General features: G+C 67.7%; 34 protein-coding genes. 12 read left to right on the top strand and 22 right to left on the bottom strand.

Annotation, left to right across the window (positions count from 1 at the left end; genetic code table 11):
* Positions 1-108: 108 nt before the first annotated feature.
* The 17 genes from ACQP2U_RS42230 to ACQP2U_RS42150 all read right to left on the bottom strand — a co-directional run bounded on the left by ACQP2U_RS42230 (position 109) and on the right by ACQP2U_RS42150 (position 9,951).
* The gene (locus tag ACQP2U_RS42230) at positions 109-774 is read right to left on the bottom strand and encodes a DUF6349 family protein (RefSeq protein ID WP_433717413.1); all 666 of its coding nucleotides are present in this window, start codon (positions 772-774) and stop codon (positions 109-111) included.
* A complete protein-coding gene (locus tag ACQP2U_RS42225; RefSeq protein WP_433716920.1) occupies positions 774-1,043 on the bottom strand; it encodes a hypothetical protein in 270 nt (89 codons plus the stop codon). The genes ACQP2U_RS42230 and ACQP2U_RS42225 overlap by 1 nt, the downstream gene beginning before the upstream one ends.
* 71 nt (positions 1,044-1,114) lie before the next feature.
* Positions 1,115-1,411 (bottom strand): hypothetical protein, encoded by a 297-nt coding sequence (locus ACQP2U_RS42220; RefSeq protein ID WP_433716918.1) that lies wholly within the window; start codon positions 1,409-1,411, stop codon positions 1,115-1,117.
* A gap of 92 nt (positions 1,412-1,503) precedes the next feature.
* A complete protein-coding gene (locus ACQP2U_RS42215; protein ID WP_433716916.1) occupies positions 1,504-1,731 on the bottom strand; it encodes a hypothetical protein in 228 nt (75 codons plus the stop codon).
* Positions 1,732-1,802: 71 nt separating this feature from the next.
* Positions 1,803-2,018 carry a hypothetical protein gene (locus ACQP2U_RS42210; RefSeq protein ID WP_433716914.1) on the bottom strand — a complete coding sequence of 72 codons (216 nt, stop codon included), beginning with the start codon at positions 2,016-2,018 and terminating at the stop codon, positions 1,803-1,805.
* Positions 2,019-2,088: 70 nt separating this feature from the next.
* Positions 2,089-2,358 carry a hypothetical protein gene (locus tag ACQP2U_RS42205; protein ID WP_433716912.1) on the bottom strand — a complete coding sequence of 90 codons (270 nt, stop codon included), beginning with the start codon at positions 2,356-2,358 and terminating at the stop codon, positions 2,089-2,091.
* Between the two features lie 40 nt (positions 2,359-2,398).
* On the bottom strand, positions 2,399-2,581 hold the full coding sequence (locus tag ACQP2U_RS42200) for a hypothetical protein (protein WP_433716910.1): 183 nt from the start codon (positions 2,579-2,581) through the stop codon (positions 2,399-2,401).
* Between the two features lie 700 nt (positions 2,582-3,281).
* The gene (locus tag ACQP2U_RS42195; RefSeq protein WP_433716908.1) at positions 3,282-3,485 is read right to left on the bottom strand and encodes a hypothetical protein; all 204 of its coding nucleotides are present in this window, start codon (positions 3,483-3,485) and stop codon (positions 3,282-3,284) included.
* 183 nt (positions 3,486-3,668) lie between these two features.
* The gene (locus tag ACQP2U_RS42190; RefSeq protein ID WP_433716906.1) at positions 3,669-4,283 is read right to left on the bottom strand and encodes a hypothetical protein; all 615 of its coding nucleotides are present in this window, start codon (positions 4,281-4,283) and stop codon (positions 3,669-3,671) included.
* Positions 4,284-4,395: 112 nt separating this feature from the next.
* Entirely contained in the window at positions 4,396-4,971 is a 576-nt protein-coding gene (locus ACQP2U_RS42185; RefSeq protein WP_433716904.1) for a hypothetical protein, read from the bottom strand.
* 58 nt (positions 4,972-5,029) lie between these two features.
* Positions 5,030-5,263, bottom strand: coding sequence for a hypothetical protein (locus ACQP2U_RS42180; RefSeq protein ID WP_433716902.1), 234 nt, complete (start codon positions 5,261-5,263; stop codon positions 5,030-5,032).
* Between the two features lie 122 nt (positions 5,264-5,385).
* Positions 5,386-5,985: a hypothetical protein gene (locus ACQP2U_RS42175; protein ID WP_433716900.1), complete on the bottom strand. Its 600-nt coding sequence runs from the start codon at positions 5,983-5,985 to the stop codon at positions 5,386-5,388.
* Positions 5,986-6,165: 180 nt separating this feature from the next.
* Positions 6,166-7,110 (bottom strand): phosphoadenosine phosphosulfate reductase family protein, encoded by a 945-nt coding sequence (locus tag ACQP2U_RS42170; protein WP_433716898.1) that lies wholly within the window; start codon positions 7,108-7,110, stop codon positions 6,166-6,168.
* Positions 7,111-7,163: 53 nt separating this feature from the next.
* Positions 7,164-7,358 carry a hypothetical protein gene (locus ACQP2U_RS42165; RefSeq protein ID WP_433716896.1) on the bottom strand — a complete coding sequence of 65 codons (195 nt, stop codon included), beginning with the start codon at positions 7,356-7,358 and terminating at the stop codon, positions 7,164-7,166.
* Positions 7,359-7,812: 454 nt separating this feature from the next.
* Positions 7,813-8,457, bottom strand: coding sequence for a hypothetical protein (locus tag ACQP2U_RS42160; protein ID WP_433716894.1), 645 nt, complete (start codon positions 8,455-8,457; stop codon positions 7,813-7,815).
* A gap of 143 nt (positions 8,458-8,600) precedes the next feature.
* Positions 8,601-9,323, bottom strand: coding sequence for a hypothetical protein (locus ACQP2U_RS42155; RefSeq protein ID WP_433716892.1), 723 nt, complete (start codon positions 9,321-9,323; stop codon positions 8,601-8,603).
* Positions 9,324-9,417: 94 nt separating this feature from the next.
* Complete coding sequence (locus ACQP2U_RS42150; RefSeq protein WP_433716890.1) at positions 9,418-9,951, bottom strand: hypothetical protein; 534 nt, start codon at positions 9,949-9,951, stop codon at positions 9,418-9,420.
* Positions 9,952-10,710: 759 nt separating this feature from the next.
* On the opposite strand from ACQP2U_RS42150, the gene ACQP2U_RS42145 reads away from it, so the two are divergent.
* Positions 10,711-11,907, top strand: coding sequence for a hypothetical protein (locus ACQP2U_RS42145; RefSeq protein ID WP_433716888.1), 1,197 nt, complete (start codon positions 10,711-10,713; stop codon positions 11,905-11,907).
* A gap of 156 nt (positions 11,908-12,063) precedes the next feature.
* On the opposite strand, the gene ACQP2U_RS42140 is transcribed toward ACQP2U_RS42145, so the two are convergent.
* The 3 genes from ACQP2U_RS42140 to ACQP2U_RS42130 form a co-directional block, all read right to left on the bottom strand.
* Entirely contained in the window at positions 12,064-12,480 is a 417-nt protein-coding gene (locus ACQP2U_RS42140; RefSeq protein ID WP_433716887.1) for a hypothetical protein, read from the bottom strand.
* A complete protein-coding gene (locus ACQP2U_RS42135) occupies positions 12,477-12,800 on the bottom strand; it encodes a hypothetical protein (protein ID WP_433716885.1) in 324 nt (107 codons plus the stop codon). The genes ACQP2U_RS42140 and ACQP2U_RS42135 overlap by 4 nt, the downstream gene beginning before the upstream one ends.
* A gap of 146 nt (positions 12,801-12,946) precedes the next feature.
* Positions 12,947-13,210, bottom strand: coding sequence for a hypothetical protein (locus ACQP2U_RS42130; RefSeq protein WP_433716883.1), 264 nt, complete (start codon positions 13,208-13,210; stop codon positions 12,947-12,949).
* A 115-nt stretch (positions 13,211-13,325) separates the two neighbouring features.
* Here ACQP2U_RS42130 and ACQP2U_RS42125 point away from each other — a divergent pair, with 115 nt between their 5' ends.
* The gene (locus tag ACQP2U_RS42125) at positions 13,326-13,598 is read left to right on the top strand and encodes a hypothetical protein (RefSeq protein ID WP_433716881.1); all 273 of its coding nucleotides are present in this window, start codon (positions 13,326-13,328) and stop codon (positions 13,596-13,598) included.
* A gap of 566 nt (positions 13,599-14,164) precedes the next feature.
* On the opposite strand, the gene ACQP2U_RS42120 is transcribed toward ACQP2U_RS42125, so the two are convergent.
* The gene (locus ACQP2U_RS42120) at positions 14,165-14,740 is read right to left on the bottom strand and encodes a hypothetical protein (protein ID WP_433716879.1); all 576 of its coding nucleotides are present in this window, start codon (positions 14,738-14,740) and stop codon (positions 14,165-14,167) included.
* 117 nt (positions 14,741-14,857) lie between these two features.
* On the opposite strand from ACQP2U_RS42120, the gene ACQP2U_RS42115 reads away from it, so the two are divergent.
* From ACQP2U_RS42115 to ACQP2U_RS42070, 10 genes are all read left to right on the top strand, one after another.
* The gene (locus ACQP2U_RS42115) at positions 14,858-15,406 is read left to right on the top strand and encodes a hypothetical protein (protein ID WP_433716877.1); all 549 of its coding nucleotides are present in this window, start codon (positions 14,858-14,860) and stop codon (positions 15,404-15,406) included.
* Between the two features lie 54 nt (positions 15,407-15,460).
* Positions 15,461-15,937, top strand: coding sequence for a hypothetical protein (locus ACQP2U_RS42110; protein ID WP_433716875.1), 477 nt, complete (start codon positions 15,461-15,463; stop codon positions 15,935-15,937).
* Between the two features lie 89 nt (positions 15,938-16,026).
* Positions 16,027-16,374, top strand: coding sequence for a hypothetical protein (locus ACQP2U_RS42105; protein ID WP_433716874.1), 348 nt, complete (start codon positions 16,027-16,029; stop codon positions 16,372-16,374).
* Between the two features lie 81 nt (positions 16,375-16,455).
* Positions 16,456-17,406, top strand: a complete 951-nt coding sequence (locus tag ACQP2U_RS42100) for a hypothetical protein (RefSeq protein WP_433716872.1) — start codon at positions 16,456-16,458, stop codon at positions 17,404-17,406.
* 41 nt (positions 17,407-17,447) lie between these two features.
* The gene (locus ACQP2U_RS42095; protein WP_433716870.1) at positions 17,448-17,651 is read left to right on the top strand and encodes a hypothetical protein; all 204 of its coding nucleotides are present in this window, start codon (positions 17,448-17,450) and stop codon (positions 17,649-17,651) included.
* Positions 17,652-17,710: 59 nt separating this feature from the next.
* Positions 17,711-18,184, top strand: a complete 474-nt coding sequence (locus ACQP2U_RS42090) for a hypothetical protein (RefSeq protein ID WP_433716868.1) — start codon at positions 17,711-17,713, stop codon at positions 18,182-18,184.
* A gap of 28 nt (positions 18,185-18,212) precedes the next feature.
* Positions 18,213-18,725, top strand: a complete 513-nt coding sequence (locus tag ACQP2U_RS42085) for a hypothetical protein (protein WP_433716866.1) — start codon at positions 18,213-18,215, stop codon at positions 18,723-18,725.
* Positions 18,726-18,784: 59 nt separating this feature from the next.
* Complete coding sequence (locus ACQP2U_RS42080; protein ID WP_433716864.1) at positions 18,785-19,285, top strand: hypothetical protein; 501 nt, start codon at positions 18,785-18,787, stop codon at positions 19,283-19,285.
* Between the two features lie 231 nt (positions 19,286-19,516).
* The gene (locus ACQP2U_RS42075) at positions 19,517-20,953 is read left to right on the top strand and encodes an FtsK/SpoIIIE domain-containing protein (RefSeq protein ID WP_433716862.1); all 1,437 of its coding nucleotides are present in this window, start codon (positions 19,517-19,519) and stop codon (positions 20,951-20,953) included.
* Positions 20,954-21,878: 925 nt separating this feature from the next.
* Positions 21,879-23,999, top strand: coding sequence for an FtsK/SpoIIIE domain-containing protein (locus ACQP2U_RS42070; RefSeq protein ID WP_433716860.1), 2,121 nt, complete (start codon positions 21,879-21,881; stop codon positions 23,997-23,999).
* Positions 24,000-24,566: 567 nt separating this feature from the next.
* Here ACQP2U_RS42070 and ACQP2U_RS42065 read toward each other — a convergent pair.
* Positions 24,567-26,207, bottom strand: coding sequence for a hypothetical protein (locus ACQP2U_RS42065; protein ID WP_433716858.1), 1,641 nt, complete (start codon positions 26,205-26,207; stop codon positions 24,567-24,569).
* Positions 26,208-26,762: the final 555 nt, after the last annotated feature.

Below are 26,762 nucleotides of genomic sequence, written 5' to 3'. Positions count from 1 at the left end.
AATTCCTTTCGGTAGCTGAAGGTTCGGTATCCAGCTTCAGACGCTCTGCCGACCCGGCAGGCGGAACCAACCTCATGAGACAGCACAGTTGGTTCAACACTGTTCGGGTCAGCCGCCCAGCAGGCCTGCACAGGATTGTGGCGGCTGGTTGGGGGTGGCGGCTGCGGTGGTGAGGGTGCGGGCGTCGATGTCGTAGCCGCCCCAGGGGGAGCGGCCTGGCACGGCGCGGGTGCCGAGGCTGGTGCGCAGGGTGGTGATCGGCCATCCGTTCGGCCGGTCACCGAGTTGGCTGATGATGGATGCGGCCCATTGGTGATGGGCGTGCGCGGTGTGGTCGCCTGGGTCCGGGACGACAGATGGGTCGTTGCGCCAGCCGGGGCAGGCGTGGTCGAGGGCGGCGAGGACCGCGGTTTCGCGGTTGGTGGTGGTGGGGCCTTCCCATGTGCATCGGCTGCATGCGCCGCGGTAGACCAGCGCGCCGACGCAGTGGCACGGCGAATAGCACACGCAGCGCAGGTCAGCGCTCAGGACAGTGGCTTGGCAGTGCTTGGTCGGCTGGTCCGGGTCGCCGACCGTGACGCTCCAGGCTCGTGCGCGATAGGTGCAGCCGAAGCGGCCGTAGCGCGCTATCCAGTCGGTGTATTCGGCGGCTCTGGCCTGCAGCCCTCGGGCGGGGCTGGCGTAGAGCCGTGGCAGGCCGTGTGCGGCGATCTGGGCGGCCCGGCGCTGGTCGTCGATTCGTTTCAGCTCGTCGAAGATGTCGATCTGCTCCATCACTGCGGCAGGCCTGTCATGGTGTGGTGCCAGTGCTCACTCACTCGGCACGGCCACCAGATGCGCTGGCTGGTGCAGCGGCAGTGCTCGAGGTGTTCTTCGGTCCGGTCCGGAAGCTGGAGTGTCTCGACGCGCAGGACACGTTCGGTCAGCACCGCGCGCAATCCGTTGTCGGAGAGGGTGTCTCCCTGCGAAGAGTCGGTGCGGACGTTGCCGGAGTCGTTGATGCCGGTGACGAGGCAATGCTGCGGTGGGGTGGTGTCGAGCATGACCGCCCTTGTCTTTGGGGCGGGGCCCCTTGCTGGTCTGGGGGTTTCGAGGTCGGTGAAATCGGTTGCCGCTACGCAGCGGGTTTGCCGTGCCTGGCGAGCACTTCCGGAATCAGGTAGTCGTTGTGTGGATGGTGGGCGGAAAGTTTCCGGTCACGAACGATCCGGCCGTAGACGGTTCTCGACTCGACTGCGACTGGGGTGTCAGCGGGAATGTTCGGGTTGAGGATGCGCGCGTAGATGAGTGCGTAGTGAATCTCGGTTTCGAGTTGGAACGTGTCGGGTGAACCCATCGACGTGTTCGAGTAGATCGCCTGATCGTTGAGCGACACAGACAGTGTGTGTTCGGTCCGGTAGTCGTAGGACATTCGTAGTCTCCATTCGATGGAAGTGGTTGTGGCGGTCGGTGTCCCACGCTGGAATCGAACTCGGCGCGGGCGCGATGGGGGATGGGGGATGGTTACAGCGTTCGAGACACCTTGACGGCCTGACCCGAGTAGGCGAATCGAGATGATCGCGTCTTGCGCGTAGGCATGAATTCCCACGTCTCGGGTCGCGGGTTGCGGACCTCGCGGACTTCCATCATTCCGCCGCGCACCCGGTACCCGTCGATCTCGACAAGCCAATTGCCTGGTTCGACCTCGTCGGGGCTCAGGTGTTGCCAGTACTCGTGGGGCTCGTCACCCATCGGATTCTCCTGTCGGAGTTTGGGTTCTAGTGGTCAGTACCGCGCCCACAGGGTGGGCGCGACACAAATGACTAGTCCTCGTCGAGTTCTGCGAGCTCCGCGCGGAGCCGGGCATTCTCGGCTTCGAGATGACGCATCCGCGCCGCCACGCTCCACTCGGACGCCTCCATGACGATCTCGACTTCTTCCGGGTCGTAGGGATCGAAGTCGACGCCGGGGGTGAACGTCAGCGGGGAGCGGTACTGCCCGTCGACCTCGGCCATCGAGGTGTAGTCGCCGATCATCATCTGAATCTCCTTGCGTGAGTGGTCTAGTGGTCAACACCGCGCCCGGGTGGTCCGGGCGCGAGGCAAACGACTAGGGCAGCTGGCGGGCAGCGCGGATGACGACGTCGCTGGCGGTGTCCTCACTCTCGAGGTCATCGATCCAAATGTCGTACGCCGCAACGATCTCGGGGTGACGGTCGTACAGGGTTTCGATGATGACGTTGCGAACGAGTCGCTCGGCCTCGTCGAGTTCGCCGATCGTGTCGAGGTCTGCGAATGCTTGGAGGGCAGTGGCGAGGGCGGCGGTGTCGTGCTGCCCGATGCTCTCGGTGAGTTCTTTGCGGGTGGTGGTGGCGGTCATCTGTATCTCCTCGAGGAGGTTCCGGGTTGCCGGGTGGGGCTCAGAAGAGCCACCGGTCGACCACGTAGCAGGTGATCCAGAGCGCCGGGAGGGCGATGGTCGTCTGCACGATGGGCAGGTGCTCGCCGTTGGTGATCACGATCAGGGCCGTGATCAGGGCTGTGAAGGAGGTGATGGTGGTGGCGTGGTGAGCGGCGTCCTTGTGGGGCGTGTTGGTGTCCATGTCGGGGCCCTTTCTGAGCGAATCTCTGCTGTCTCCCAGCCTACCCAATATGCGACATAGTTTCATAGATTTTCACGAAACTATGTCGCATATTGGGTGGTTGCCGTCCGGTCCCCTCGCTGCGCTGGTGTCACGCATCGAATGGGTTCTGGATGATCGCGAGCGTCATCGCGGTCAGCTGGCCGCGTCGGCATCCGGGAGCTCGGTAGAGGGGTTTGCGGCGGGTGAGGTAGATCTGAGTGCGTTGCAGGCCGCCACCCGCGGCTTCAGTGGCTCTCGCGCATCGCCTGCGATGCAGGTTCCGGCCTCTCGGCCATCGGTTGTCGACCCGGCGCTGGAAGCCGGCCTGGCCCTGGAAGGGCTGGGCGTGGACGGGTTGGGCGTGGGGAGTAGCCGCGCCCCTCTATCCGATGAACCATCGTCGGCCACAACCGCTTTCCCCACAGGTGCCGTCACCGGTGAGCGATCCAGGGGCGTTGCGCAGGTGTTGGTCGACATTGAAACTGCCTACGTCGCGGGCGCTTTCGGGCGTTGAGCGTGCCCACGAGCCATCGGCCCGAATCGGGCACTTTGGCGGCGGCACCTTGCCGACTCTTGGGCCGCTGCCCTGTCTGAGCGGATCTACATCTCGTCGTCGTAGGGGCTACGCGGGAGCCAGACATCGGCAGGGCCGGTACCTCCGACCAGCCACTTGTGGTATTCAGCGGTTTCGCCACTCGGTGACGCCGCCTACCGCGACGGCGAGCAGATCGCTGAGCTGCTGGGTGTGGACTAGAGCCTTCGCGGCCTTGTCCAGGGCGTCGCGCACGTAGTACGTGGACGGCTCGTCGGGGTGTGATTCAAGCAGCTCGAGGCGGGGGAGATCTGCTCGAGCTGCTGGACGAAAAACAGCTGCGCGTGTCATCGGGGCCCGGGTGCGTTGTCGTTGCGACGGCATCGGTCACGAACAGTTGAGTGTCCTTGTCGGTCGAACAGGCCCCAGCGATCGCGAGGCGGGCCAGGTCGCGCTCGCCGGGGTGTCACCCGCGCGGCCTGCGGGGCCGTCGCGGAGTCCGGTTCACCTCGGTCATGCTGGGGTAGGTGTCGGCTACATGGACTTCGGTATGGACTTCAGTTGTGCCGCAATGGAATTAGTGTCGCCGGTCGTCTCGGGTGTGTGTGGGGTGGGGTTGTAGCGGGGGTGAGGGGGCTTGTGGTGGGCATCGAGGGTGAGGGCGTGGTCGAGGCGGGTGCGGGTCAGGGCGGGCAGCCGGTGGACGGCGCGCCAGTCGTAGCGGCGGTGTCGGGCTTCGTCGTCGAGGGCGTCGCAGTGGGCGTCCCAGCGTTCGTAGGCGTCGGTGTCGAGGGTGCGGGAGGCGTTCGCGCGTTGTGCGCGGCTGTGGTGCAGTGCTTGGACCAGGGCGTCGATGGTGAAGTCTTCGAGCTGGTCGGGGCTGTCGGGGATCAGGGCCGGGTCGTAGCCGGCGCGGTATTTGCGCCGCCAGTCGGCGATCTGGTCGGCGCTGCGGTCGTGGTGGTCGGCGAGTTCGCGTGTGAGGCGGTCGTATTCGACGCGTTCGCTGCTCGAGAGGCGGGCGCGGGTCAGGGCGGCTCGGATCGGGGGCCGATGGTAGAGCTCGTCGAGGGCGGCCAGGACGGCCAGCACGGCGGTGGCGGCCGCGACGGTGGTGGCGGCGCCGATGTAGTGGTCTCGGTTGGGCATGAGGGGGCCTTTCGGTCGATCGGGGCCGGAGAACAACAGGTCGAGTGTTGCCCGGTTCGAGGGGAAGTGGGGCCGCGGCTCGCACTGCCGGTGTGTGAACCACGCCCGGGTGTCACAGGGTGGTCGTGGTGAGGTGGGTGTGGAGGAGGTGCGCGAGCAGTGGGGCTGCGGCGGCGGCGATGTCGTCGCAGATCGCGGCGAGGGCCGCAGTGTCGTGGCGGTCGAGTGCGGTGCGCAGGCGTTGGTCGAGGGCGGGCAGATCGGTGGGGGGTTGCAGTGTCTGCGCGCCGGGGCCGTCGTCGCCTTCGCTGAGGATGGTGCCGTGGCAGCCTGCCTTTTCGAGCAGGTCGAATACCTTCGGGTAGTCCCACAGCGGTTCGGTCTGGATGCGCAGGTATAAGGTGCCGTCGTCTCGGGGAGTGATCCATGCGCCGCAGGCGCCGGGGCGCTCTTCCTCCCCGTCGTCATCCCAGTCGCGGAAGTCGCTGGGCGCGTCGTCGGTGATTGCTCGGGCCACCGTGGCGGCCACCGTGTGGGCGAGAGCGGTTCGGTCGAGGTCGTCGATGGATGATGACTGATTCAGCAGCTTCTCGGTCAGCATCAGTCGTGCCACTCGCTGTAGGGGGTCGTAATCGCCTGCGGGGGCGGGGAACTGGATTTCGGCTTCGTAGGTGTAGGGGCAACTCATGGCGGGGTGGCCTCTTTCGTGTTCATGCCGCGGGTGGCGGACGGTGTTGCGGTGGTGTTCAGGCGGACCCGAATTGGAAGGAGTAGAAGCCGCCGTCGCTGTGGACGTGGAATCCCCACTGCTCGAGTTGGTCGATCTCGTGTGGGGTGAAGGCGGTGTCGTCGGCGCAGACGTGGAGGGTGTCGTGCGTGCAGTAGAGCGGGCTGGCGGGGTTGGCGGGGTGGCGGCTGAGCAGGGTGAGCGCGGCCAGCAACTCGCGCCATGCCTGCGGTGTGTCGGTCGGGGTGTCCATGTCTTTGGGGTTCTCCTGTTCGGGCGGGATGCTTCCGGTACCTCGCTGTGAGGCAGAGGTGCGGGGGTGTGAATGTCCTTGCCGGGCAGCAGTGTTCGGTCGAAGGCCGCCAGCCTGGAATATCAGGTGCGGCAGCGCGAGCAGCCGGTGGCGTTGGGGCCGGGGCCGTGCTGGTGGATGGTGAGCAGTTCGGTGCGGGTGGTGACGGGGGTCCACACCATTCCGCGTGGGCAGCGCGGGCAGGCGGATCCGGCGTCGAACTGGCCGGTCGCGGGCAGGTAGCGCAGCGGCAGGGCGCGCCGACCGGCCGCGATGGTCCAGGCGACGTGCCCGCGCGGAACGGAGTGGGTGTCGTTGCGGTGCAGGTGATATCCCACGTCGATCCCGAACAGCTGCACGGCGCGGATCCAGGCGTCGCGGCGGGTGTCGGGGGCCAGAGTGCCCGCCAGCAGGTCGGCCAGCGGGTCCGGCGGTGGGGTGAATCCGCCGGTGGCGGGGTCGTAGATGCCGCAATGGGTGCACCATGCGGTGGTGCCGGGCCGCAGGCACCCGTCGGCGAAATACTCACCGCAGCAGGGGCAATGGTGGGCGCGGCGCTCGGCGTCGCTGCCTTCCGGCGACCCGCACCCCTTGCACGGCCTACCGGAACCGGTGGCGGGATCGAACGAGCGCCGCGGGCGCGGCGGGGTGGCGGTTCGGTGGGTCGGACAGCGCAAGCTCATCGAAACGTCCTGGATACTCGAAGGATCGGCAAAGGGTTGCCGGTGGTGGGGCGGGGGTGTCGGCGCGTAGTTCGAGCACGCGAATGCTGTTGTGTGCGCGGTCAACTCGGTGTGTCCTCACCGGTACGCCCAAGGTCTGCGACACGGGTGAGGGTTCGGTCGACGTCCTCGAGGGTGTGCTCACGCGGCCCAGTCCTCGACCATCTCGACCCGCGGCTGGCGCTCGGCCAGGGCGATCACCTCGGCCATCGACAGTTTGTGCTGGAAGCGGTGTCCGATCGTGGTTTCCAGCGTCGCGATGCGCGCGGCCAGATCGGGCCGCAGCTGGGCTGAGAGCACGAGCGCTGATCGTGAGGCCAACACACAGAACGAGCAGCTGAGCCGGGGAAGACCCCAGCCGTAGGCGGGGTGCGGGCGGGTCCCGGCCTCGGCGATCAGTTCCCAAATTCCGTCGGTGCTCACGTGGTGCACCGGAAGCCAGGTATCGACGTGGCGGCGGCCGTTGGACGCGCCGTATCCGCCGGTGAGACCGGCGGGGATCTTTTCCTTGCGGGCTTTCAGCTCGGCGCGCGCGGCGGCCTTGCGCCGGCACGGCACGCAGGGACAGGTGGGGCTGCCGTCGTGGGCGAAGGCCGCCAGGCGCCGGCGCGCGGGGGACTCCTGGGCGCGCAAGCCCAGGACATTGAGCAGCCGGACCTGGTCGCGGCCGGACCGGCTGCGCGCGTCGGCGGTGAGTGCGGTCATCACCCTCCGAATCGGGCTGCGCTTGAAATCCGAAGTGCAGTAACGATTTCGGGAATCCGGGAACATACCGCGTGCGGCGATGGCGGCCAGGAAATCGGGGCCGTTGCGGCGGACCTTGATGAACGGGACACGGTAGTGCTCGGCATGTTCGGCCGCGAGTGCCGCCACCCCCGACCATTCCATTTCCCCGAGGTCTGCATGCACGCATACGACGCGGTCGGCGACCCTGGCGGCTCGTGCGGCGCGCATGGTGAGTTCGAAGGACGCCTGGGAATCCTTGCCGCCGGAGGAGTTGACCAGGATGATCTCGTAGTCGCGCAGGTCGGGGGTCGGGGGCGTCAGAGCGGTGACGTCGGGCAGATCCAAAAGCAGTTGGGTCATCGGCCTATCCAGGTTTCGGGGTCGTCGTGCTTCGCGTGTCGCGCGGCAAGGTTTCAGTCGCGGTCGCCGGCGCCGGGATCGGGGCCGTCCTGGCGGCGCTTGATCCCCTTCCTCGGCCACGACTTGAGCACCCTGCTCGAGCGCGGGGCATGGACTTGATGCCGCCCGGGGTGCTTGTGGGCGCGGTCGCAACGCCACGGCAGGCCCTCGTCGTAGGTCTTGCTGCGGCAGGTGGCTGTCTTGGTCATCGGAATCCCTTCCGAGAGTGGGGATTTGACGGTCACGCCGGAGTGGGTGGCGTGCCCGGCCCGCTGCGGGGCCGTACCTCCAGCCTACCTATATGCGACATAGTTTCATAGACTTTCGTGAAACTATGTCGCGAAAAGTCTGGTGTGCCTGCCGTCTCCCTGACGGGTCACATCTGTTGCGCGCCAATGACTTCCGGTCGACGCCGTGCAGTGCCGCACGCGGTGACGGCTCAAGCCGGATCGGGCCGGAGTCGGCCGAAAGCGCGAGTGCCCCGAAATAACTCGGTTGCCGCGCAAAGAGATGGATGACAGCACCGTCGCAGCACACGGTGCATGCCATCACGTCCAGGTGCTCGGACTCCTGAGCGGTCATCACCCGGATCCGGAAGCTCTTGTCACGCACGGCATCCGGGAAATCGACGGCGTGCGCACCCCACGGGGAGCCGTGGGGGGATCACCGGATGCGGCGGCTGGTGACCTGTTTGGAGGGCGCGGTCAGCAGCGCCGGGTCGGGGGTGGCTCCGACGATCCGGTAGGCGGTGCGGATGCAGGCCTTGCAGGTGGGAGTGCGCTGGTCTGGAGGGTCGGGCAGCTCGAAGAGCAGCTTCCTCGACCGCGAAGGCGTACAGCACAGCGAGGAGTGCTCGCTGCGGTGCAGACGGCCCACACTCACCGGTCGGGTAGGAAGAATGTGGTCGGCGCCGGAGACGTAGTTCTCGAGGTGCAGCGGTCCGGAGTAGTTGTAGGCGACCTTCACCGGCACGGGGAGCTGGGCGACCAGCGCCATCCAGGCGTCGTGGACTGCTCGGGCGTGCGCGGCGGCGGCTTCTTCGCGGGGCGACCGGGTGGGCGCAGGGCGCGGCGCGGCGGGCGGTTCGGGTTCGGCGGCCGCGGCCAGGTCCAGCAGGACCAGTTCGTACCCGGTCAACGCCCTGGTCCCGGTGAAGGGTGCGCCGAGCACCGCGCTGGCCCAGGCCCAGTTCCTGCTTGTGAACTCGGTGACCCGCTGCAGCTGGGCCGGGTCGACGAACCGGCAGTTCTGCCGGTCGGCGTCCTCGCGCAGTCGGGTCAGCTGTTGGGTGGTCAAGGCGGTCGCCATGAACTTCTCCTGCCGGGCGAATCGGAGGGGCCTGGATAGTCGAAGGCGGCGGCAGCAGCGGTGTCGGCGAGTAGTTCGGGCACACGAATTCTGTTGTGCACGTCGTGAACTCGATGACGTGTCGCCGCCAGCGCGCCCAGGGGTTATGTGTTGTCGTGAACAGCGAAGTTGTGGAGGTCGTGACCGCCGGTGAGGTCGGTGTAGGTCAACCCGGGGACCACGGCTCCGGCCCAGGTTGCGGGCTCGCCCGGGCTGGCGGGGGTGTCGGGATCGTCGGCGGGGGAGTGCAGCCATTCCCACGGCTGGTCTGCGAGATAGTGCAGCGCTTCGCCGTTGTTGGCTTGGATGTAGAAGGCGCTCTCGCCGCTGTAGCCGTAGGTGTCGAGAAGGTCCCAGACGCACACGATCCGGAGTCCGGACACAGCGCTGAGTCGGCTGAGGACCGAATAGACCTTCTCGGAGGTGTAGTCGTCGTGCATGCATCCGCGCAGCTCGGCCGGGGCTTGGAATGGTTTGTCCAGCTCGGCCAGGGACTGGGTGATCTCGCGCCCTTGCTCCTCATAGCGGTAGGCCATCAGCTGGACGTGGCCGATGAGTGTTCCGAACATCTGGTCCACAGTGTCGGTGGTGAACGGAAAGTCGGGCACACGTTCTTCGACCCATTCGGTGGGGTCGGAGGACGGCAGGGGCGGCAGGGGCAGGCTGCGCAGCCGGTTCAGTGTCCGGGCGACCTCGCGCAGCTCAGCTGCCGCCGTGTCGGCGGTCTTGCCACCGGAGCGCCAGATATAGCGCATGGATTGCAGCTCTTTGTCGTGCACGTCGACTACTTCGGAATCGACTGTCTGGCAATCGATGTCGCTGGTCATAGCGGTCCTTTCGCGAAGCTGGATGGGGTCGGTGTTGGCGAGGTGTCTGCCGCGCGCGCCCTGACACGGACTCGGGACGCGTGCGGTGGCGGGATCAGCCGCGGCCGTCGACGTCGACGATGATCCATTCGTCGCCCGTCGACAGGCGGCGGAACCAGTAGTCGTCGTGCATGTCGCTGGTGATGGTCAGCCGATACCTGTCGGGGCTCCAGGTGCGCAGTTCGTCGCCGGTGCGCGTGAGCGCGTGCTTGGCTTCGGGATCCAGGCTTTCCCAGTGGCGGGCGTAGTCGGCGAGGTTGCCGGCATACAGCGTGCCCTCGTACTGCCACATGTATTGGCGTGGTTCCCCGTGCAGACAGTTCTGGCGGTGGGGGACGTGCACGTCGCCGACGAGCGATTCCGAGTCCTCGGGGCAGTCGCAGGGCTTGCGGGCAGCAGAGATGTTGCGTTCGGCGATCATCGCGCCGTTCAGCGTGATCCGCACCGGCTCGTCCCTGGCGAGGGGAGGGGTGGTCATGTCGACGGTGACGGTGCCGGTGTCGTTGCGGCCGAAGCTGATTCGCAGGTAGGGCTTGTCGCCGTCGGGGAGGGAGTACGTCATGAAATCGGTGGAGGCGGTGCCGTTCATCAGGGCTCCTGTCTGGGGTGGGTTGTGGTGGCGCGTGAGAGCGGGTGGCTCGCCCGGCCCGCTGGGCGGGTGCCCACAGCCTACCTATTAGCGACATAGTTTCACAGTAATTCACAAAACTATGTCGCATATCGCTCGGGTGGCTGCCGTCGCCCCTGATGGTTCACATCTGTTGCGCGCCACGACCTTCCGGTCGGCGTGGTCCGGTGCGCCGCGCTGTGACGGCTCGTGAGGTCGGCTCCGCCCATCGGTGATGGCACCGGCCGACTTGCTGCGCCGGTGCCGAGGATCGTGTACATGCGTGATGCGTGCAGCGGTGTGTGCTCGCGCGAACGTCGTTCGCGAAAAGGGGTGTTTTCTGGTGTGGGAGAAGGTTTTTCGATGGTTGCTGGGGGCGTTGAATCGGCGTTACTGTGTGAGCACGCCAGCAGATCGCAGCAGGTAGCGGAGGTTCCGGGCCGCCGTGTCACCGGCTGCGGCGAGTGTGGCTGCCGACGGTTCACGCCCCTGTTCCGGGTGTGTGGAGCGCGCCGGCGCGAGTGACCGAGAAAGACGAAACCCACCCCCTCATCGCGGGCAAACGATGTGAGAGGGCGGGTTGTATCCCCAGAAGCTGGGTGACACCACACAGCTGGTGTGATGTACGTGTATGACGATAGCGGATAGGGCCGACATCTGACGAGCTCTCTCCCTCGCCGCACGCGTGTCACGACCGTGTCGCCTCTCCCGGCTCTGGGCCCGACCGAAAGGGAACAGGGCGTGAGCCACCTCCACGAAACATTGGTCAAGCGTGTGCATCTGGTCGATATCGCGGCGACGCGCTGGTGCGCCGCCAAGTCGGTGCTGCGGTGCATCGCTGGTTACGCCAGCGAAGCCTCCGGCGACACTGCTTGGCCCGGGGTCGAGTTGATGATGATCGAAACCGGGATGAGCGAGTCGGCGGTCATCAACACCACCACGCTGCTCGTGCAGAAGGGGTGGATCACCAGTCAGCGCCGCCCGGGCAGCTCGAACCGCTACCGGCTCAACGTCGCCCGGCTGCGCGCTCACCAGATCGAGAAGACCGCGCCGGGCGTGGACGAGTCGGGACAGGTGCACACCACCTCACGCTGGATCGTTCCCGGTCGCAGCACCGCCCGCGAGCGCACCGCCCGCCAGGCCGCGCGCCGGGCCGAAGCCGCCGCGGCCCGCCCGCTGGTGGACTTCACCGAGCAACCGCAGGTCACCACCAGCTACGCCGATCCGGTCGCGGCGCCGGATCCGGTACCGCCGCAGCCGAACACGTCGAATCCACGTAATCGAACACGTCGATTCGACGTAACCGAACACGTCGGATCGACGACCGAATCAGTAGTGACAGCGAAGAGAACAAACAGACAGCACGCGCACGCACCGCGCGGGCGTGCCACGACAGCGACTGCTTGCCTGCCTGCTGGTATTGCTTCGACCAGGAAAAACCCGCGCTGGACAGGGGTTTCGGCCCATGTCACCGCCTCGGCGGGACCGCAGGCGAGTGCCGCTGAGCAGCTGCTGGCGGGGTTGGCGTTGCCGTGGCCGGGGGCCGGTGGTGTGCTGCTGGTGGACAACAGCGTGATCCGCGGTGAAGCGGCCGCCCTGAACAAACGCCTGGACGAGGGCGGATGGACCTGCGAGGCCATGGCCGCCGCGATCCGCACCCGGTTCAGCACACAAGTCGACACCTTCGGCGGGCCCGCCAACATCGGCAATGTCATGGGAGTGCTGCGTAACGTCCTGCGCGATATCCCCCTCACTGCTCACGCCGTTTCCGCAGCTCAGGAACAGGTTGGGGGACAACGGGATTCGATCCCGTGGTGCGGTGCCTGCGACGCGGACAACAGGTGGATCACCGAGATCGGCGAAAACGGTCGACCGCGCTCCTACCGCTGCCCGGACTGCCATCCTGTCGAGGTGGCCAAATCGGTGTTGGTGAGCTGATAGGCGCGCCGACACGACCGGGTGAAATCCGGTTCACCACCCCTGTGGGCCCGCCATCGCGCCGACCAGTCGCGGGAGAGCCTTGCCGACCCCGGATTCCGTGCGCGCGTGAGGATCTCGGCCATGACGGAAGCGCCGTCCCCGCGCATCGGTCTCTCACGGCAAGGTGTCGAGCAGCACCTCGGGATCGAGACCGGCCAGCAGCTCGGCGCGATCGGTGAGCACGTACCAGCCTCGGGCGGTGGCCTCGGTGACCGCGTGCGCAGCGCTGACCAGCGCGTCCGCGTTGTCCTGGTGCCCGCGTCGGCGCAGCAGCGCGCCGAGATCGGCGGCGGTGGTCCGGTCCAGGATCGAGATCATGGTGTGCGGGGCGTCGAGCAGCACGGCCAGGGCATCGCGGTCACGGTCGGTGGCTTCGGCGGCGGCGAGCACCGCGGCCGGCACCAGGACGGTCCCGCCGTGCTCGACGATGGACCAGAAAATGCCCTGTGGATATGGGTTGTTGTGGATCCAGCCGAGTACGGCGGCGGTGTCGAACACGATTCCCGACACCGCGGGCACGGGTTGGTTCACGCAGCGCCCGACCGCGTTTCAGGCGCGGTGGCCCAGGCCTGGGCGCTGATCGTGTCGGCCTGGGCTTCGGTCAGTGGTGTGAGTCCTTGCAGCGCGCGGCCGTGGTTGATGATCTCCAGCGGGGGCCGTTTCGGCCCGGCGGCGCCGCCGTGGACGGTCTCGACGGCGCGCAGTGAGGCGTCGCGGTCCATACCGGCCTGCACCTGGTCGCTGACGTACTCGCTCACGGAGGTGATGCGCCCGTCCGCGCGCCACTGCTCCAACGTGGATGCCACGGTCTCGGGAACGCTGACCGTAATCTTCCGCGTCTTCTTCGCCATACCAGAATCGTATCGGGTATGGCGCGCCGAGCGCGAGAGCGTGACTCCGTGAGCGAACTTCCGCGCTGGTGCAAAAATGGCGACGGTGCCACCGGCGTGAGTCCGGTGGCACCGTGATCGCGGGGCCTATTCGGGGTGGGATCAGGTCAACCGAGCGCTTCGGTGATCTCGGCGATGCGGTGAGCGACGCGGGCCAGCGTGGCGTTGTCCTCGGTCTCGGCGACGTGGCGGGCGACGCGGGCCAGCTCGGCGTTGCGAGCTGGGTCGCTGCCATTGCCGTTGATCACCGGCATGCCGGCGCGGGTCAGCGAGGGCCAGGTGTCGGAGAGGCCGGCGGGGTCGGAATCCAGGACGAGGCCGGTGAGTTCGGCGAGCTGCGCGTGGCGGTCCATGTTCGACATCATGGTCATTTCGGAACCCCTTCTCGATTGCTTCTGCAGATCAGTCTACCCTATATGCGACATAGTTTCCTAGAGCTTCACGAAATTATGTCGCATACATGTAGGTTGGTCTGCAGCCAGGATCATGGCGCACGCCGACACCAACCGCGACGAACTGCTCACGGAGTTCGCCGAGTTCTTCCAGGACCGCACCCCGTACAACCCCACCAAACGCCGGGGTTCGTTCCTCAGCCTGGGTATCGCGGTGATCGGTCGCGCCAGCGCCGCCATCTTCGCTGGAAAGGGCATCGCCAAGTGCAGCGGAAGCAATCGAAAAGGGGCCGACGAGTACACCGAAGTGGCCCGCCGCGCCCGCCGCCTGGCCGAGATCGCCGACGCGCTCGCCCAACTCGACTAATCCCACCCCCGCCGGTACCGGGCACTCGCGGGGCCGCACCGGCGATCTTCTCCCAAGGGAACCTCCATGGACATCACGCTGGTTCTGCCCGGGCCGCCCTTGTTGACGAGCTCCTGACGTTCTTCTCCGGTGACGAGGGCGTCCGGGGTACTCCGCCGCGATGGCATAGGGCTGGCCACGCGCTTCGGTGGCCTCGAGCCGGAAGCCGAGCTCATCGCTTTCGCTGTCCGCGTCGCTCGCCTGGCCGCGATCACCGCCGCCCTCACCTGGAACCGACTAGGCCGTGCGCCGACGGTTGCGTTGCCGAGAACGGCGAAGAACTCAGCTGAATAGCGTTGCACAAGAGGGGGTTCCAGAAAATGACCATCGCCGAACTCGAAGCACCCGGAGGCGCCCTCTGTGTGGTGGCGCGATCCCCGTCTTGAGCCGCCGCGACTGATCTGAAGATGGCCGGAGGGCCGCTCTGATCGTCGAACTCGCCGACCTGCACCCCTCGCTGGGGCGTCTTCCCGCGTCCGGCTTCGTCGTGTCGAAGCCGAATCGGGAGGGGTGGGGGAGGGGTCGCCTCAGCCGAGGTGGGCGCGCATCTCGGCGACGCGGCTGGCCTGGGTATCGAGGTGGGCGTCGAGTTCGGCGAGCGCGGCGCGGACCTGTTCGGTCAGGGGGGAGTCGGGGGTGGGGGTGGTGGGCAGGACTTCGGCGGGCGTCTCGTTTTCGGGGTCGGTGATGCGTCCGGCAATGTGCAGGGCGCGCAGCGCGGCGTCCGCGGTCCTGGATCGGACCCCGTAGAGGGTGACGAGGTCTTCGGCGGTGAGGGAGGTGCCGGGGGGCAGGGTGCCGGCGTCGATGCTGGCCACGACCTGGGTGGCGAGGTCGTGGACCTTGGGGCGGCGGGAGTAGTGGTGCTCGCGGGGTCCCCGAGGGGCGCTGAGCTCGGGGTCGATTTCGCGGCGGGCGAGCTCGCGCAGGACCTGGGGGTAGGCGAAGTTCCCGAGTTGCTCGATCTCGGCGCGGCTGAGTGTGCCTTCGCGGATCGCCTGCACGGCGAGGTCGTCGCGCAGCGCGCGGACCGCTTCGCCGTAAGCCTCGGCGAGGCGGTCGAGGTCTCCGGCGTCGCGCAGGAGGGAGGCGGTGTCGGGCATGCGGAACATAGTACAAGGTTTTGCAAAATCCTTCGAAACTATGGCGCATACCGACTATGAATGATAGTTTCGTAGTAATTCACGAAACTATTACCCATAACGTGGAGTCGAGGAAACATGAACCGCCGCAACGGATCCCGCAACCGCACCCAGTCCCGCACCACGACCCGCACGCGCCGTAACCGGCCTGGGCGCGCCCCTCGTCGCCCGGCGCGACTGCGGTTCCTCGGGGTGTGGCTGCTGCTGGCCGCGATAGCCGTGGGCGTGCTCGGCGTGCTGGTGCTGACCAGCGACCGCACCCCGGCCGCCGCCAGCGCCGCTGCCGCCGCCACCGCCGCCACCGCCACCGCTGGCGTCGAAGCGCCGACGGCGACTGCGGGGACGGCGGGGACGGCGGGGACGGCGGGGACGTCCGGCAAGTGCGCGATGTTCTGCACCGATCACTCCTTCGCTTCTCCCCGCGCTACCGATCCCGCCCATTCCGAGGCGGTCGATCCGGAGGGCACCGGCGCGCCGTCGACGCCGGGGTGCTGGATGTTCTGCACGGCAGCGGCACCGGTCCACCTCGACCTGGGCAGCGGGCACAACGGCAACGGTGGCGGTGTGAACCTGGCCCTCGGTCACGACTCGAGCGGCGGCCACAGCTCATGGCGGATGGACCTGTAGCCGCGCCCGCGCACTGACGTCGATCCCGAAATCGCCTGGGAAGGACCACCATTCATGACCGGCATCAACTCCAACACCGGCGCGGAACACCCTGATCGCCCGGTGCGGGTCCGCGCGCGCCGCCGCACCCGCCGTGCGCAACGGCGCGCCGATCGGCCTGGTCTGCGCAGCAGCGTGCTGCGTCGAGCTGCCTCGTTGGCCGAGCTCACCGACCGCTACCAGCCGGAGATGACGTTTCTGCGCGAGCAGGGCTTGGACTCCGAAATCGTGTGGCACGACGGGTGCAGCGGGCTGCGTGCGCGCGTCGATGACGGGCACTACCTGCACGCGACCAATGGGGACCACTGCCTGATCGGCCGTGTCGAGGAGAACAGCAACGCTGTCGCGGGCCCCTGGTATGTCGGCATCTACACCCTCGAGGGCGACGCCGAGCGCATCACCGAGGAACAGGTCGCCGAGGGCATCGCCACAGAGTTCGCCGCCGCCTTCCATGCCGCTCGCGCATCACAGCGCCAGCACCTGAGCCGCTGAACCCTGGTGCGGCACAACCGGACCAGCACCTCCGCCATGCAGGGCCACGCCGTATACCCCGACCAGCCGATACGACGGAGATTGCTCACATGACCACCAGAGCCGACGACGAATCCGGAACAGGCACTGGCGCCCCGCCACCGACTTCACTCACCCGAGTCGATGCCGATGAGCTCGGTCCGCGCCGGGTGGGTGGGCGCTACCACGACTTCTACTGGGATGAGGACTACACGGTGCTCGCCATCGCTGACCATCCGGTGTGGCGGTGGGTCGTCACCGTCGAATGGCACCCCCGCGACACCACCAGGAACACCGGACAGTTCACCTGGCACAGCACCGCCTGGGACCCCCGCGACCAGGTGGTGCGCGACCCCAGCGACGCCGACGCCGCCGCGGCCGCCGCCCGCCACGACGAGATCTGTGATCGTCTGCCCTAAACGGTGGCCCTCGTCGCCGCCGTGCCCGAACCCGCCCGACCGCCACACCACTGCCGAACCGATCAGGGAGACCTTCACCTCATGACCGACTCCGACGCCATCACCCGCGCTTTCGCCACCCATCGGGCCCTGGTGGAGCAGCTGCGTGAGCGCGCCACCGCCGCGTTCTACGGCCCGATCGACGCCCGCCCGGCCGCGTCGGCGGCCGTCCTGACCGCCGCCGGTGAGCTCACCGGCGGCGATACGTCCGCCCAGCAGCAGCTCCACGATTCCGTGCTGGCCTGGGGGATGCGGCAGCTGCCCTTGCACCTCGAACTCGCGCTGACCGGTCCCGTCGCCGCGCCGCTACGCGAGGCCGCCACCGCGATCGCCACCGGATCCGAATCCGCCACGGCCGCACGCGCACTCGCCCGCGAGCGGGCCGCGGAGTTCGCCGCCGAACCCGGCCCCACCCGCGACGGTCTCGACGCCGACGCGCTCTACACCGGCGCGCTGGGCCTGGCCCGCCGACAGCGCCTCACCGACCGCGCCTACCCGCACCATCTGGAACTCATCCACTATGCCGCCGCCGCGGTCGACCGCACCCGCGACAACCGCTGGCTGGCGATGGTGCTGCGCTCGGGCAACGGCTGGATGCTGATCGACCACCTCCCCACCAGCGCCGACCACCCCGGCGGGCACACCTTCCACCTCGATCTCACCGGCTGCCAGGACCACGTGGTACGCGACTGGGACGACACCCGCGACCGGGTCCTGGGCCCGCGTATCGCGGCAGGACAGAACCTCGAGCAGATCACCGACCCGCGCATGCGGTACCTGATCGCGGCCACCGGCGACACCCGAGAGGGGATCTACCTGGTACCCGGGGATTTCACCAGCGAGGTACACCAGGCCTGCACCCGCGAAGCCCGCGACGCGGACCTGAACCCGGTGTTGCACGTCCACTCCCACCGCAGCACCTTCCACACCGCAGGCGTGATCTGGCACCAGCTGCCCACCACCCACCCCGGCCGCCACGACCAACAGCACTGAGATGAAGGTGAAACATCATGCGCGCGAGTCAGATTCGACGGATGCACGAGACACGGATTCGACAGGGGCGACGGCGGTTCGTTCACGGCCAGTCCCGATTCGGCGAGCCCCGCAAGATCACGGTGGAGGTGCCCCGCCTCGGCCGGCACCGGGTGATCACCGGCCGCGATGGCATGCGCTGGCTGGTGGTGCGTTCCTGGTACGGCCCGGTGGCGCACCGGGTGCCCGTGGTCGGCTACTGGTGAGCCGCCGAGGCTCGGCTGGCTGACCGGTTTCCCGCTTTTATTTTTCGAAAGGACTCGACGTGATCGACGTGACCACCAGCCAGGACGAGAACGGCAACTGCGTCGTCATCGCTCGCTCCGCACTGGCCGAGGGCCGGATCCACCTGCGCGCCGACGGCATCATGGCCCTGAGCGGGGACTTCGCCGACCCGATGCCGACCTGCCTGGTCGATCTGCTGCTCATCGCGCTGGAGAAGACACGGGTGACCGCACCGCCGAGGCCCGTCCTCGCCGCCGGCGCGACGTTCACCGCCCGCATCGTCACCGACGACTCCCTCGACCCCGACGACAGCCCGGCCCAGATCGCCGACATCGTGATCACCGCCGACGGCCACACTGGGCCGCCAGTCGCCACGTACACGCTGCACTCCAACCCGCTGGACCGCTTCGGCGTCGACCCCGCCGAGGTCCTCGAACAGCACGGCTGGCGGATGACCGGTCTCAGCCAGCTCGACATCGACAGCTACCTCGTCGTGCGCGTGGAACGCGCCTGATCCCCCATTTCCCCTGGAAGGAGAAGTCATGTCCACCCCTGACGAGTTCCACCGCCTCACCGACGCCGAGTTGCGCAGCATCGCCGAGACGCCCGGAACCTGGTCTCGACCACTCGCCCAAGAGGTGATCGCCCTGCGTGCTCGGGTCACCGAGCTGGAAGCATCGGCGCGGCGGTTGCCCGTCGGTTTCATCGTCGCAGAACGCTATCGCGATGGGGGTTGGATGATCGCCTACGACGGTGCGCCGTGGCCCGATCGGGCCTCTGCCCGCAACGACTTACCGGCCTTGCCAGGCGATTGGCGAGTGTTGACCGTCTACGACGAAACCGGCGCCCGCCGGGTCGCGGCGCTGCACGCCGCCGCGCTCGAGGAATCACTCGGTCGAGCATGGGACGCGGGCAACGCGGCAGGCCTCGATGGCTGGATCGGCCCCGGCCGCGGCGAACAGGTCGACGAGGAAGCGCTGCGGTACCGCGAACGCGACATCGACACTGTGATGCGGGAGGCACTCGACGATGCGGGAGTTCCTTCGCAGAAGTGATGGACGCCGACGATATCTCGAAGAAAAAGTTCCACCACACGATGTGAGAGGAGGCCGTGATGCGGATGCAGATGCGGGAACCGCAATGGCGCTTCGACGGCACCGGCGCTGACGGTGACTACGAGCGGATGAAGACCGATCGCAGCTGGGCGCCACCCGGGGGCACCTCGAGCGATGAGCACTTCCAGGTCGCGAGCGAACTGTCGGCCGCGTTCCGCGCCGAGCTGGCGGCCGCGATACCCGCGGTGGCGTTCCTGGCGAACCGCCCAGGCGACCTGGCGCCCCGGCCACCGCAAGCCAGCAGCACCTCCACGCTGTGGCAGGCCGACGGGGGCGGGGTGTTCAAGGTCCACGTCGGTGTCGAGCACCGCCCCGCATGGCCGATCGGTGACCACCGCACTCATCTGGCCATCGAGCACTATCCCGATGCCGACAGCCTGCAGGGCTGCCTGGCCCTGGACTCCTGGTTGTACGGGCTGGTCGCCCGCGACGCGGTCCAGCTGGCCGCCATGACGCTCGCGATCATCGAGCACCACCGGTGCGCGACAACGACGGCGTGAGCCGGCTGCGGCGCCGGCGTAGGCGAGGCCTCGAGACTGAGGTCTCGCGCTGAGCGGTGCTCCGGTCCTCGGCTGGAACGCTATGGCGCGCAACAGATGTGAATCGTGCGGCGGGGCCGGGAACCTGAACGTTATGCGACATAGTTTCGCGAAAATCTATGAAACTATGTCGCGTAAGGCTAGGCTGGAAGTAGCCCGCCCGACCTCCCTCAAGCCTGACCGGAGCACGCGATGACCACCATCAACCTCCTGCCGACGCTTTCGCCGCAGACCCGGCTGATCCTCACCGCGCTCGCCGCCCTGATCGGCGGGTTCCTCGCCTACACCCTCGCCAGCTACTGGGGTCTGGGCTGGCGGGTATGGACCGCCCGCGGCCGCGACCGCCGCCGCCACGAACGCCTGGCCGCCCATGTGCGCCGCACCTGGCCGCACCTGGCAAGAAACAGCAAGCTGTCGGTCAAGATCATCGAAGCGACCCTGGTCGAGACGCTGCTCGGTCGCCGCTTCCGGATTCCCCGCATCGTCGCCACCCACGCCGACCCCTGGGGCGTCACCGTCGTCCTGGACCCGCCACCCGGAATCAGCGAGAGGAAGTTCACCACCCTGCTCCTGCCGAGCCTGGCCCGCGCCTGGAATGTCCCGCAGGTGCTGTTCGAACGCACGCAGGACGGCTACTGGGAGCTGCGCCTGCAGGTGAGCATCCCCGCCGCGCTCGACCCGGCCGATATCGACCCCGACCCGACCCGTGCCTGGTGTGGCACCGACACCTTCGCGCGCCCCGTCGAAATCGACTTCGCCACCACCCCCGGCCTGCGCGTCCACGGCCGCACCGGCTCCGGCCGCACCACCTTCGTCCGCAATCTGCTCACTCACCTGGCCCCCCACCCCGATCTCGAGTTCTTCGTCCTCGACGGCTCGACGCCCGACCCCCGCACCGGCGGATACCGGAGTCTGGCCGACCGCTGCACCAAGCTGGTCGGTGACGACCTGGCCGCCGCCAACAAACTGCTCACCGGCCTGGCCGCACAGCGCCGTCAGCGCGCGGCCGCCATCGGCTACCCCCAGATCGGACTGGGGACCCCCGACTACTGGGAGCAAGGCCCCACCGTCGACTGGCCGATGTGGATCGTCGTCATCGACGGCTACTCCACCTTCCTCGCCCCCGCCCAGGGCCGCAGCGCCGCCGCTCGCGCCCGCACCGCACTGGCACGGGAGAACAGAGACGCGGTCCTCGATCTGCTCATCAACGGCCCCCGGGTCGGCATCGCAGTCGTGCTCACCACCGGCGAGACCCTGCCCAAAGACCTGCGTGATCACCTGACCGTGACGATCTCCCTCGCCTGCGACCCCGAGCAGGTCACCAACGCGCTCGGCGCCAAGATCCGCAGCCACCCCGCCGCCAACCCCGCCGGATTCCGCCACATCGACATGGCCACCATGACGACCCCCGCAGGCGGCTACATCCAACTCCGGGTGCCCCTCACCCCCGCCCCCGAACTGGCCCCCTCGGCAGGGTCCGACCCCGCCGACCCTCCCGACCCCACCGACCCCGGCGGCCCCACCGACCCCGCGGGGGACGCCGGGGTCGGTGGGGCCGAGTCCAGCCGCCCCTCCGCCGACCCCACCACTGCGACCCCCCTCGCCCTCCCCGCCGCCCCTCCGCATTGAGCCGACGTACCTCCCGGGGTCGAGCGGGCCGCCAGGGGTCGACCCTCGGATAGCTGGCCCGACCCCGGCCCCGACCCCCGAGCATTCCCAGGGACGACCCCCACCGACCCGGCCCCGACCCCCGAGCGGCCGACCCCGACCCCCGAGCGGCCGACCCCGGCCCCCTCGACCCCGGAGGGGGCCGCATTCCCGATAGTCCGACCGGAAATGGTGCAAAAGGTGTGTAGGGCTGGTGGAGTTCGGCCCTCGAGGGAGGGGAGCAGGGCCAGTGGCTGGCATTCGGTTGGCGCCGCCGAAGAGAACGAAGGACGGGGATGAGGGCCGCAGCGTACGAAAACGCCAACACGGAGAGAACGACGTCGAATGAACCAACTTCCACGAAGACCTGGCGCGAGGCCATCGCCCGCGGACCCACACAACCACCGGAACCGCCCTGCGCACGGCCCTGCCCGGTCCGCGCCACCGGCCCCAACCGTCACCCCGCCGCCGCCAGGGTCGACGGGGGTCGGCCCTCGTCGACCCCCGTCCGTACCCCGGGGCCGACGGGGTGGCCCCCGGGGTACGTCGCCACGTCCTGGGTGTCGGCCCCCGGAGGTGACCGCCACGAACCCCCGACCCCCGCGAGGCGGTTGCGATCGACCCCGCATCGACCCCATCCGACCCCGGTCGAAATGGTGCAAAAGGTGTGTGGGGCTCGCGGATTCGCCAGGAGGAACGGCGAGAGATGGGGGGATCTGCTGCGCTGGCGACCGCGCGGAAGTGGGGTCGAAAAGCCTGACCGCGCATCAAAGAGTGCTAGAACGCTAGAATGCGAGCATGCTAGCGCAATCGTCTTTTCGTCCTGCCCGACACCCGATAGTCCACCCCTCATGAAGCCGTCCCCGCAGCCACCGCGTTCGTAGCGCGCCGACACCACCCCACACCAATGAACCCCAAAAGCATCGGCATCGAACACGTCGCCATCGTCGGCATCGCCTGCATCCCCGTCGCGTTCTGGCTGTTCTTCATCCACCCCCTCTGGCAGTTCTTCCACGGCGCTGTCGTCGTGGCCATCCTCGCCGGCGCTATCGCCTTGGCCGTTCAGGTCGTTCTCCACCGCAAGAAGACCGCCCGCCGCACCCTGGCCCGGCAGGAGGCCGAGCAGGCCGAGCGAGACGCCATCTGGGAACGAGACTCGGCCACCATCACCGACCAGGTCGCACGCTGCGCCGCCGATCTCCTGCACAACCCGATCCAGGCCGCCGACATCTGGGGCGAACTCGGCCTCGGCGAACCCGGCAACCACCCCACCCTCGACACCGAAACCTGCTCCAGCGGAGTCGAAGAAACCAGCTACGGCAGCCGGGTCTACCTGCTCATGCCCAGCAACTTCGCCAATCCCGCCGCCTACGTCAGCAAACTCCCCGAACTCGCCAACCACCTCGGCGTCGACGTCGTGCGCATCGTCCGCGTCACCGGCCGCCTCCTCGTACTCGACCTCGTCACCCGCGACCCCCTCACCACCCCGCAATGGCAGCAATGGCTGCAACCCTTCCCCGAACGCCTGCACACCGGGCTGGGCCGGATCGCCGAGACCTGGAGCGCCTGCGAACTGTGGACGCGGCTCGGGCTGGGCAGAGAACCCAACCACCGCACCGGCGACCCCGGCTCCTGGCCCACCGTGCTGCCCGGAGAACACAACGGCATACCCGACTCCGGTGTGTGGACGGTCCCTGTCGGCGCCTGCGTGCGCCTGACGATCCCCGACAACTGCTCGGCCAACGACTTCGCCAGCAAAGCCGACAAGATCGCCCCCGCCCTCGACGTCCCCGCGGTACGGGTGAAGTCCCGCGACGGAAACCAACTCATCTTGGAACTGCGCGTGGTCGACCCGATCGCCGTGCTGGCCTGGTGCCCGCTGATCTCGGTCCACGAGGTGCTCGACGCCGACGGGTCGGTGACCACCCGATACCGGCCCGTCGTGGCACCCAACTCGCTGAGCTGCCACGACGACTTCGACCTGGCCGTCAGCGACCAAGGCGAGATGGTCACCTTCAACCTCTCCAAGCACGGACACATCGTCATCGGCGGCCGCACCCGATCCGGCAAGTCGATCCTGCTCAACAACCTCGTCGCCCGGGCCATGCTGATGCGCGACACCAAGGTGCTGATGATCGACCCCAACGGCGCCGCCACCCCGCCCTGGTACCGCTTGCTGCACCGGGTGTGCGAGGAAAACGACGGCGACGCCGCCTGCGAAATCCTCCTGGACGTGCTCGACGAGATCGAGCGCCGCAAGCGAATCTTCCACCAAAAGAAAATCGACAAGATCACCGACTTCTCCGAGGACCTGCCGCTGTGGGTGCTCGCCATCGACGAGGCCGCCCTGTTCCGCAAGCACTCACGGTTCGGCGACCTGCTGGGCAAAGTGGCCGCCATCGCCCTCAAATACGGCATCGTCTTGATCGTTTCCCTGCAGAAGGTCTCCGAGGACAACCTGCCCACCGCCGTACGCTCCCAGCTGACCAACAGGGTCAGCCACGCCGTGAACGACGCCCAGGACTTCCGGGTCCTGCTCCCCACTGCCCCCGCCGTCTACGCCGAGGAAGTCCTCAAACTGTCCGTCCCCCAGGGCGTGGCGATCGGTCTGCTGGCCAGCCAATCCGACTTCGTCCGGATGCGCGGGTTGTTCCTGCCCACCCAGGCCTGCTTCGACATCGCCGACGCGATCCTGGCCGTCCGCAAACCCGAACGCGACCTGCCCTACCAAGACGACGAGGACACCGACACCGCTGAAACCCCCGCAACCTCCTCCAAGCCCACCAGCACGCCGCCCAAACCCCGCACCGCGCCGGCATCCGCACCACGCGAACGGGCCAGCGAACAGCACGCCAGCGGCAACATCTTGCTGCTCGACGACTTCCGCGGCGTCCGCTACTGCCTTGCACCGGACTGCAACAACCCGGTCCCCCAAGCCCACACCGGCCGTCCCGGGAAGTTCTGCTCGCCGAGATGCCGCCAGATCCACCACCGCCACAAGAACCGCAAACAACCGACCGAGGACTGACTGACGCGAGCGCTCGAAGCCATTACCAGCAAATATGTTTCGTAGCGTTGCGTGACGTTCCGTTGGCACTTTCGTTCGAGGGGAAAAAGCGGGCACCACATGAGGAGAATCGGTGCTCCCTCACGCGGTGCCGCCGAGCCCTACTCGACCACCGCGCTCACGTGACCGACCACCCCGACAGCGGCGCCATCAGTGGCCAACTGCCACCACCCGACACCCACCCCAGGAAGCGTTGGGCCAGATCATCCTCGGTCTCGGTGGCCATGCTTCGGCCCTGCAGCAGCTCGCCCGCACCAGGCGCGCATCGGGCACGAGATGTGTGAGCGGTTCCTCTCCCGCCTCGGATCGGCCGACGACAACCGCGACGCCGCACAGCTGATGATGGCCCGACTGCCAGGCCGAGCGGGATATCGAGCAGCACACCGAAGCTCTGCGGCCCTGGAGCGCTGGTCACCGTTCATCGAAAGCGGCCCCGCACGTAGGCCAGCAAACACACGAAATAGGTCCGCCCTTGAATCACTATGGGGTCGAGCCTATTTCGTGTGTGTATGGGACGTTTGGGCGCTCCTATGCGGCCTGTTGATCGAGCGCAGCGGCTCCGGAGTCGGTCAGCCGGACCGGGGTGGACGCGCCTTCGGCGACCTCCTTTGTCTGCGGATCGGAGAACGACCAGCCCACGAGTCCCGCGTCGAAGGCGTCCCGAACGAACTTGGTCTGGGCTTTCGACAGATCCTGATCGGTGTTGCGGAACCGAAGCCCCGCCCCGAGTTCCCCGTCGGGGCCGCGCGCACTCAGCACTGAGACGCGATCGGCGCGGATATCCTCGAGCAGCCGGTACTGATCGCGCTTGAATTGCCGCGCGGTGCCCTTCGAATCGGCTACGGCCTCACCGCCATGTTCCCCCGCCTCGACCTTCACGGGCTGCTCGGCCCGTGCGCTGTAGGCCCGCAGACCCGCCTCGGTGATCTTCACCGGCGCGAAACCCTCGCGGTTGGCCCTACCGAAGGCGATGAACTTGTGCCGCAACAACGATTCCAAGGTCTTGACCACGCCGTCGCCCACGCGCTTTCCCCCGATGTACCAGTCGAACTCCTCCGCCTCGGCGTCGATCACCACAACCGTCACCGACAGGCGACCGCGGGCCTCGGGATGCAGATCCCCGAGCATGGACAGCTGCGCCGGGGTCAGCCGCACCCGGGCAGGCCGCCTACCCGCGCCAGGAGCGTGCTGTACCGCGGTGTACCTCTCCAACTGCTTCGCCAGCGCCTTCTCAGCACCCTGGGCCTCGAAACGGTCCTGCTCGGCCTGCTTGATCCGCCGCTCGGCCTCGGCCAAGCTGGCGCGCAGCTGCGCCACCTCCGATTCCGCAGCCGTGCAACGAGACTCGAGGTCGGCAAGCCGCTTCGCCACCGCCGCATCGGTCTCTTCGAAACCTTCGAGAGCAACGGTGGCCTGCCGCGAGGCCTGCCCCACCGCCGCCGCCATCGCCGCCAGAGCAGCCCGCATCGGCGCCAACGGATCATCGCCGCCGACGGGCACAGGCGCCGACTCCGGCACGGCGAGCTCCGCCGCTAACTCCACCGACGCCGCCGCTACCGCCGTCTCGCGATCCAGCCGCACCCGCCGCGCCGCAGGCGGGGGGAAGCGCGTGGGTGACGGCGTGGCCGCCGCAACGGTCTTCTCCACGGGACTTTCCGCAGGGGCCGCCACAGGCTCAACCACCTCGACGGCATCATCAGCTATCTCGGAGATATCAGCATTTTCAGGCGCGCCGATATCCGACACGTCATCACCTGCATTTTCGGACGTGCCCAGAGCATCATAGCCTGAGTCTTCGGTGCTCTCAGCAACAACACCCGCGCGGGCGTTCGACAGCTCTTCCCAGGCGTTGCTCACCAGCTTGTCTCGCCAGCGGTCCGAATTCTTCGCCTTGTGCGGGTCACCGTCATAGGTTGGCTGAGGGCCGTGGGTTTGAAGCTGTTTCACCTCGCACCCGCACAGCTGCGGCACGAGCACCACTTCCCCCTTCGGCAGCGGCGCATCGGCCCCGTAGGAGCTCCACAACTTCTTGTTCGCCCACTCCAGTTCCTGCGCCGGCCGTGTCGTGATCGGCGGCCACAGGCCCACGGTGCCGCAGACCGAGCACGCCACCTTGTCCAGCTTCACCCGCGGATCCTCGTCCCCGTGCTGCCGCGCCTCGATCGCCAACACGTCGATCCGATGCTCAGACCGGCAGGCCATGCACGGCACCGGGTATGCCGCCGCCGCGATGGACCCCAGCGTGTCCCCCGCTTGTGCCCGCTGCACGGTCAGCGACAGCGGCCAGCGGCAGAAGGACACCACCTCCCCCACCGGGACCCGAGGCCCGCCTTTCCGCGTCGCTCCGAGCCGTACCGCTTCGACCACCCAATCCGGCAAGTCCACCTGCACTGGCAAATCCACCGCCGTACTCCTTTCTCCTCATCAACGGACTATTGTGTTTCTCTCTCTCCTCTAAATATACCGTGAAAGCACCTCTCTCCTCAATACCTGAGCCGAGGAAAAATGGAGAAAGCTGAGGAGAATAGGTTGATAGCTGAGGATAATGGGTGTAGACTGAGGAGTATGAACAGCAGCCAAGCAGCCCAGAAGGACCGGAAAGCCGCCGAAAGCGCAGAAAACCCCCAGGTCAGCGGGGGTAATTGACGAAAGCGCCCCCGAGAGGGTAGGTTCCTCACCATGACCCCCCGACCGAAAGCCCTCACCCCATCATCCTCATGTCCC

The organism is Nocardia sp. CA-084685, from assembly GCF_050955785.1.
Classification (GTDB): Bacteria; Actinomycetota; Actinomycetes; order Mycobacteriales; family Mycobacteriaceae; genus Nocardia.
The sequence above is the reverse complement of the archived record's forward strand: the minus strand, read 5'-3'. Positions and strand labels throughout refer to the sequence as shown.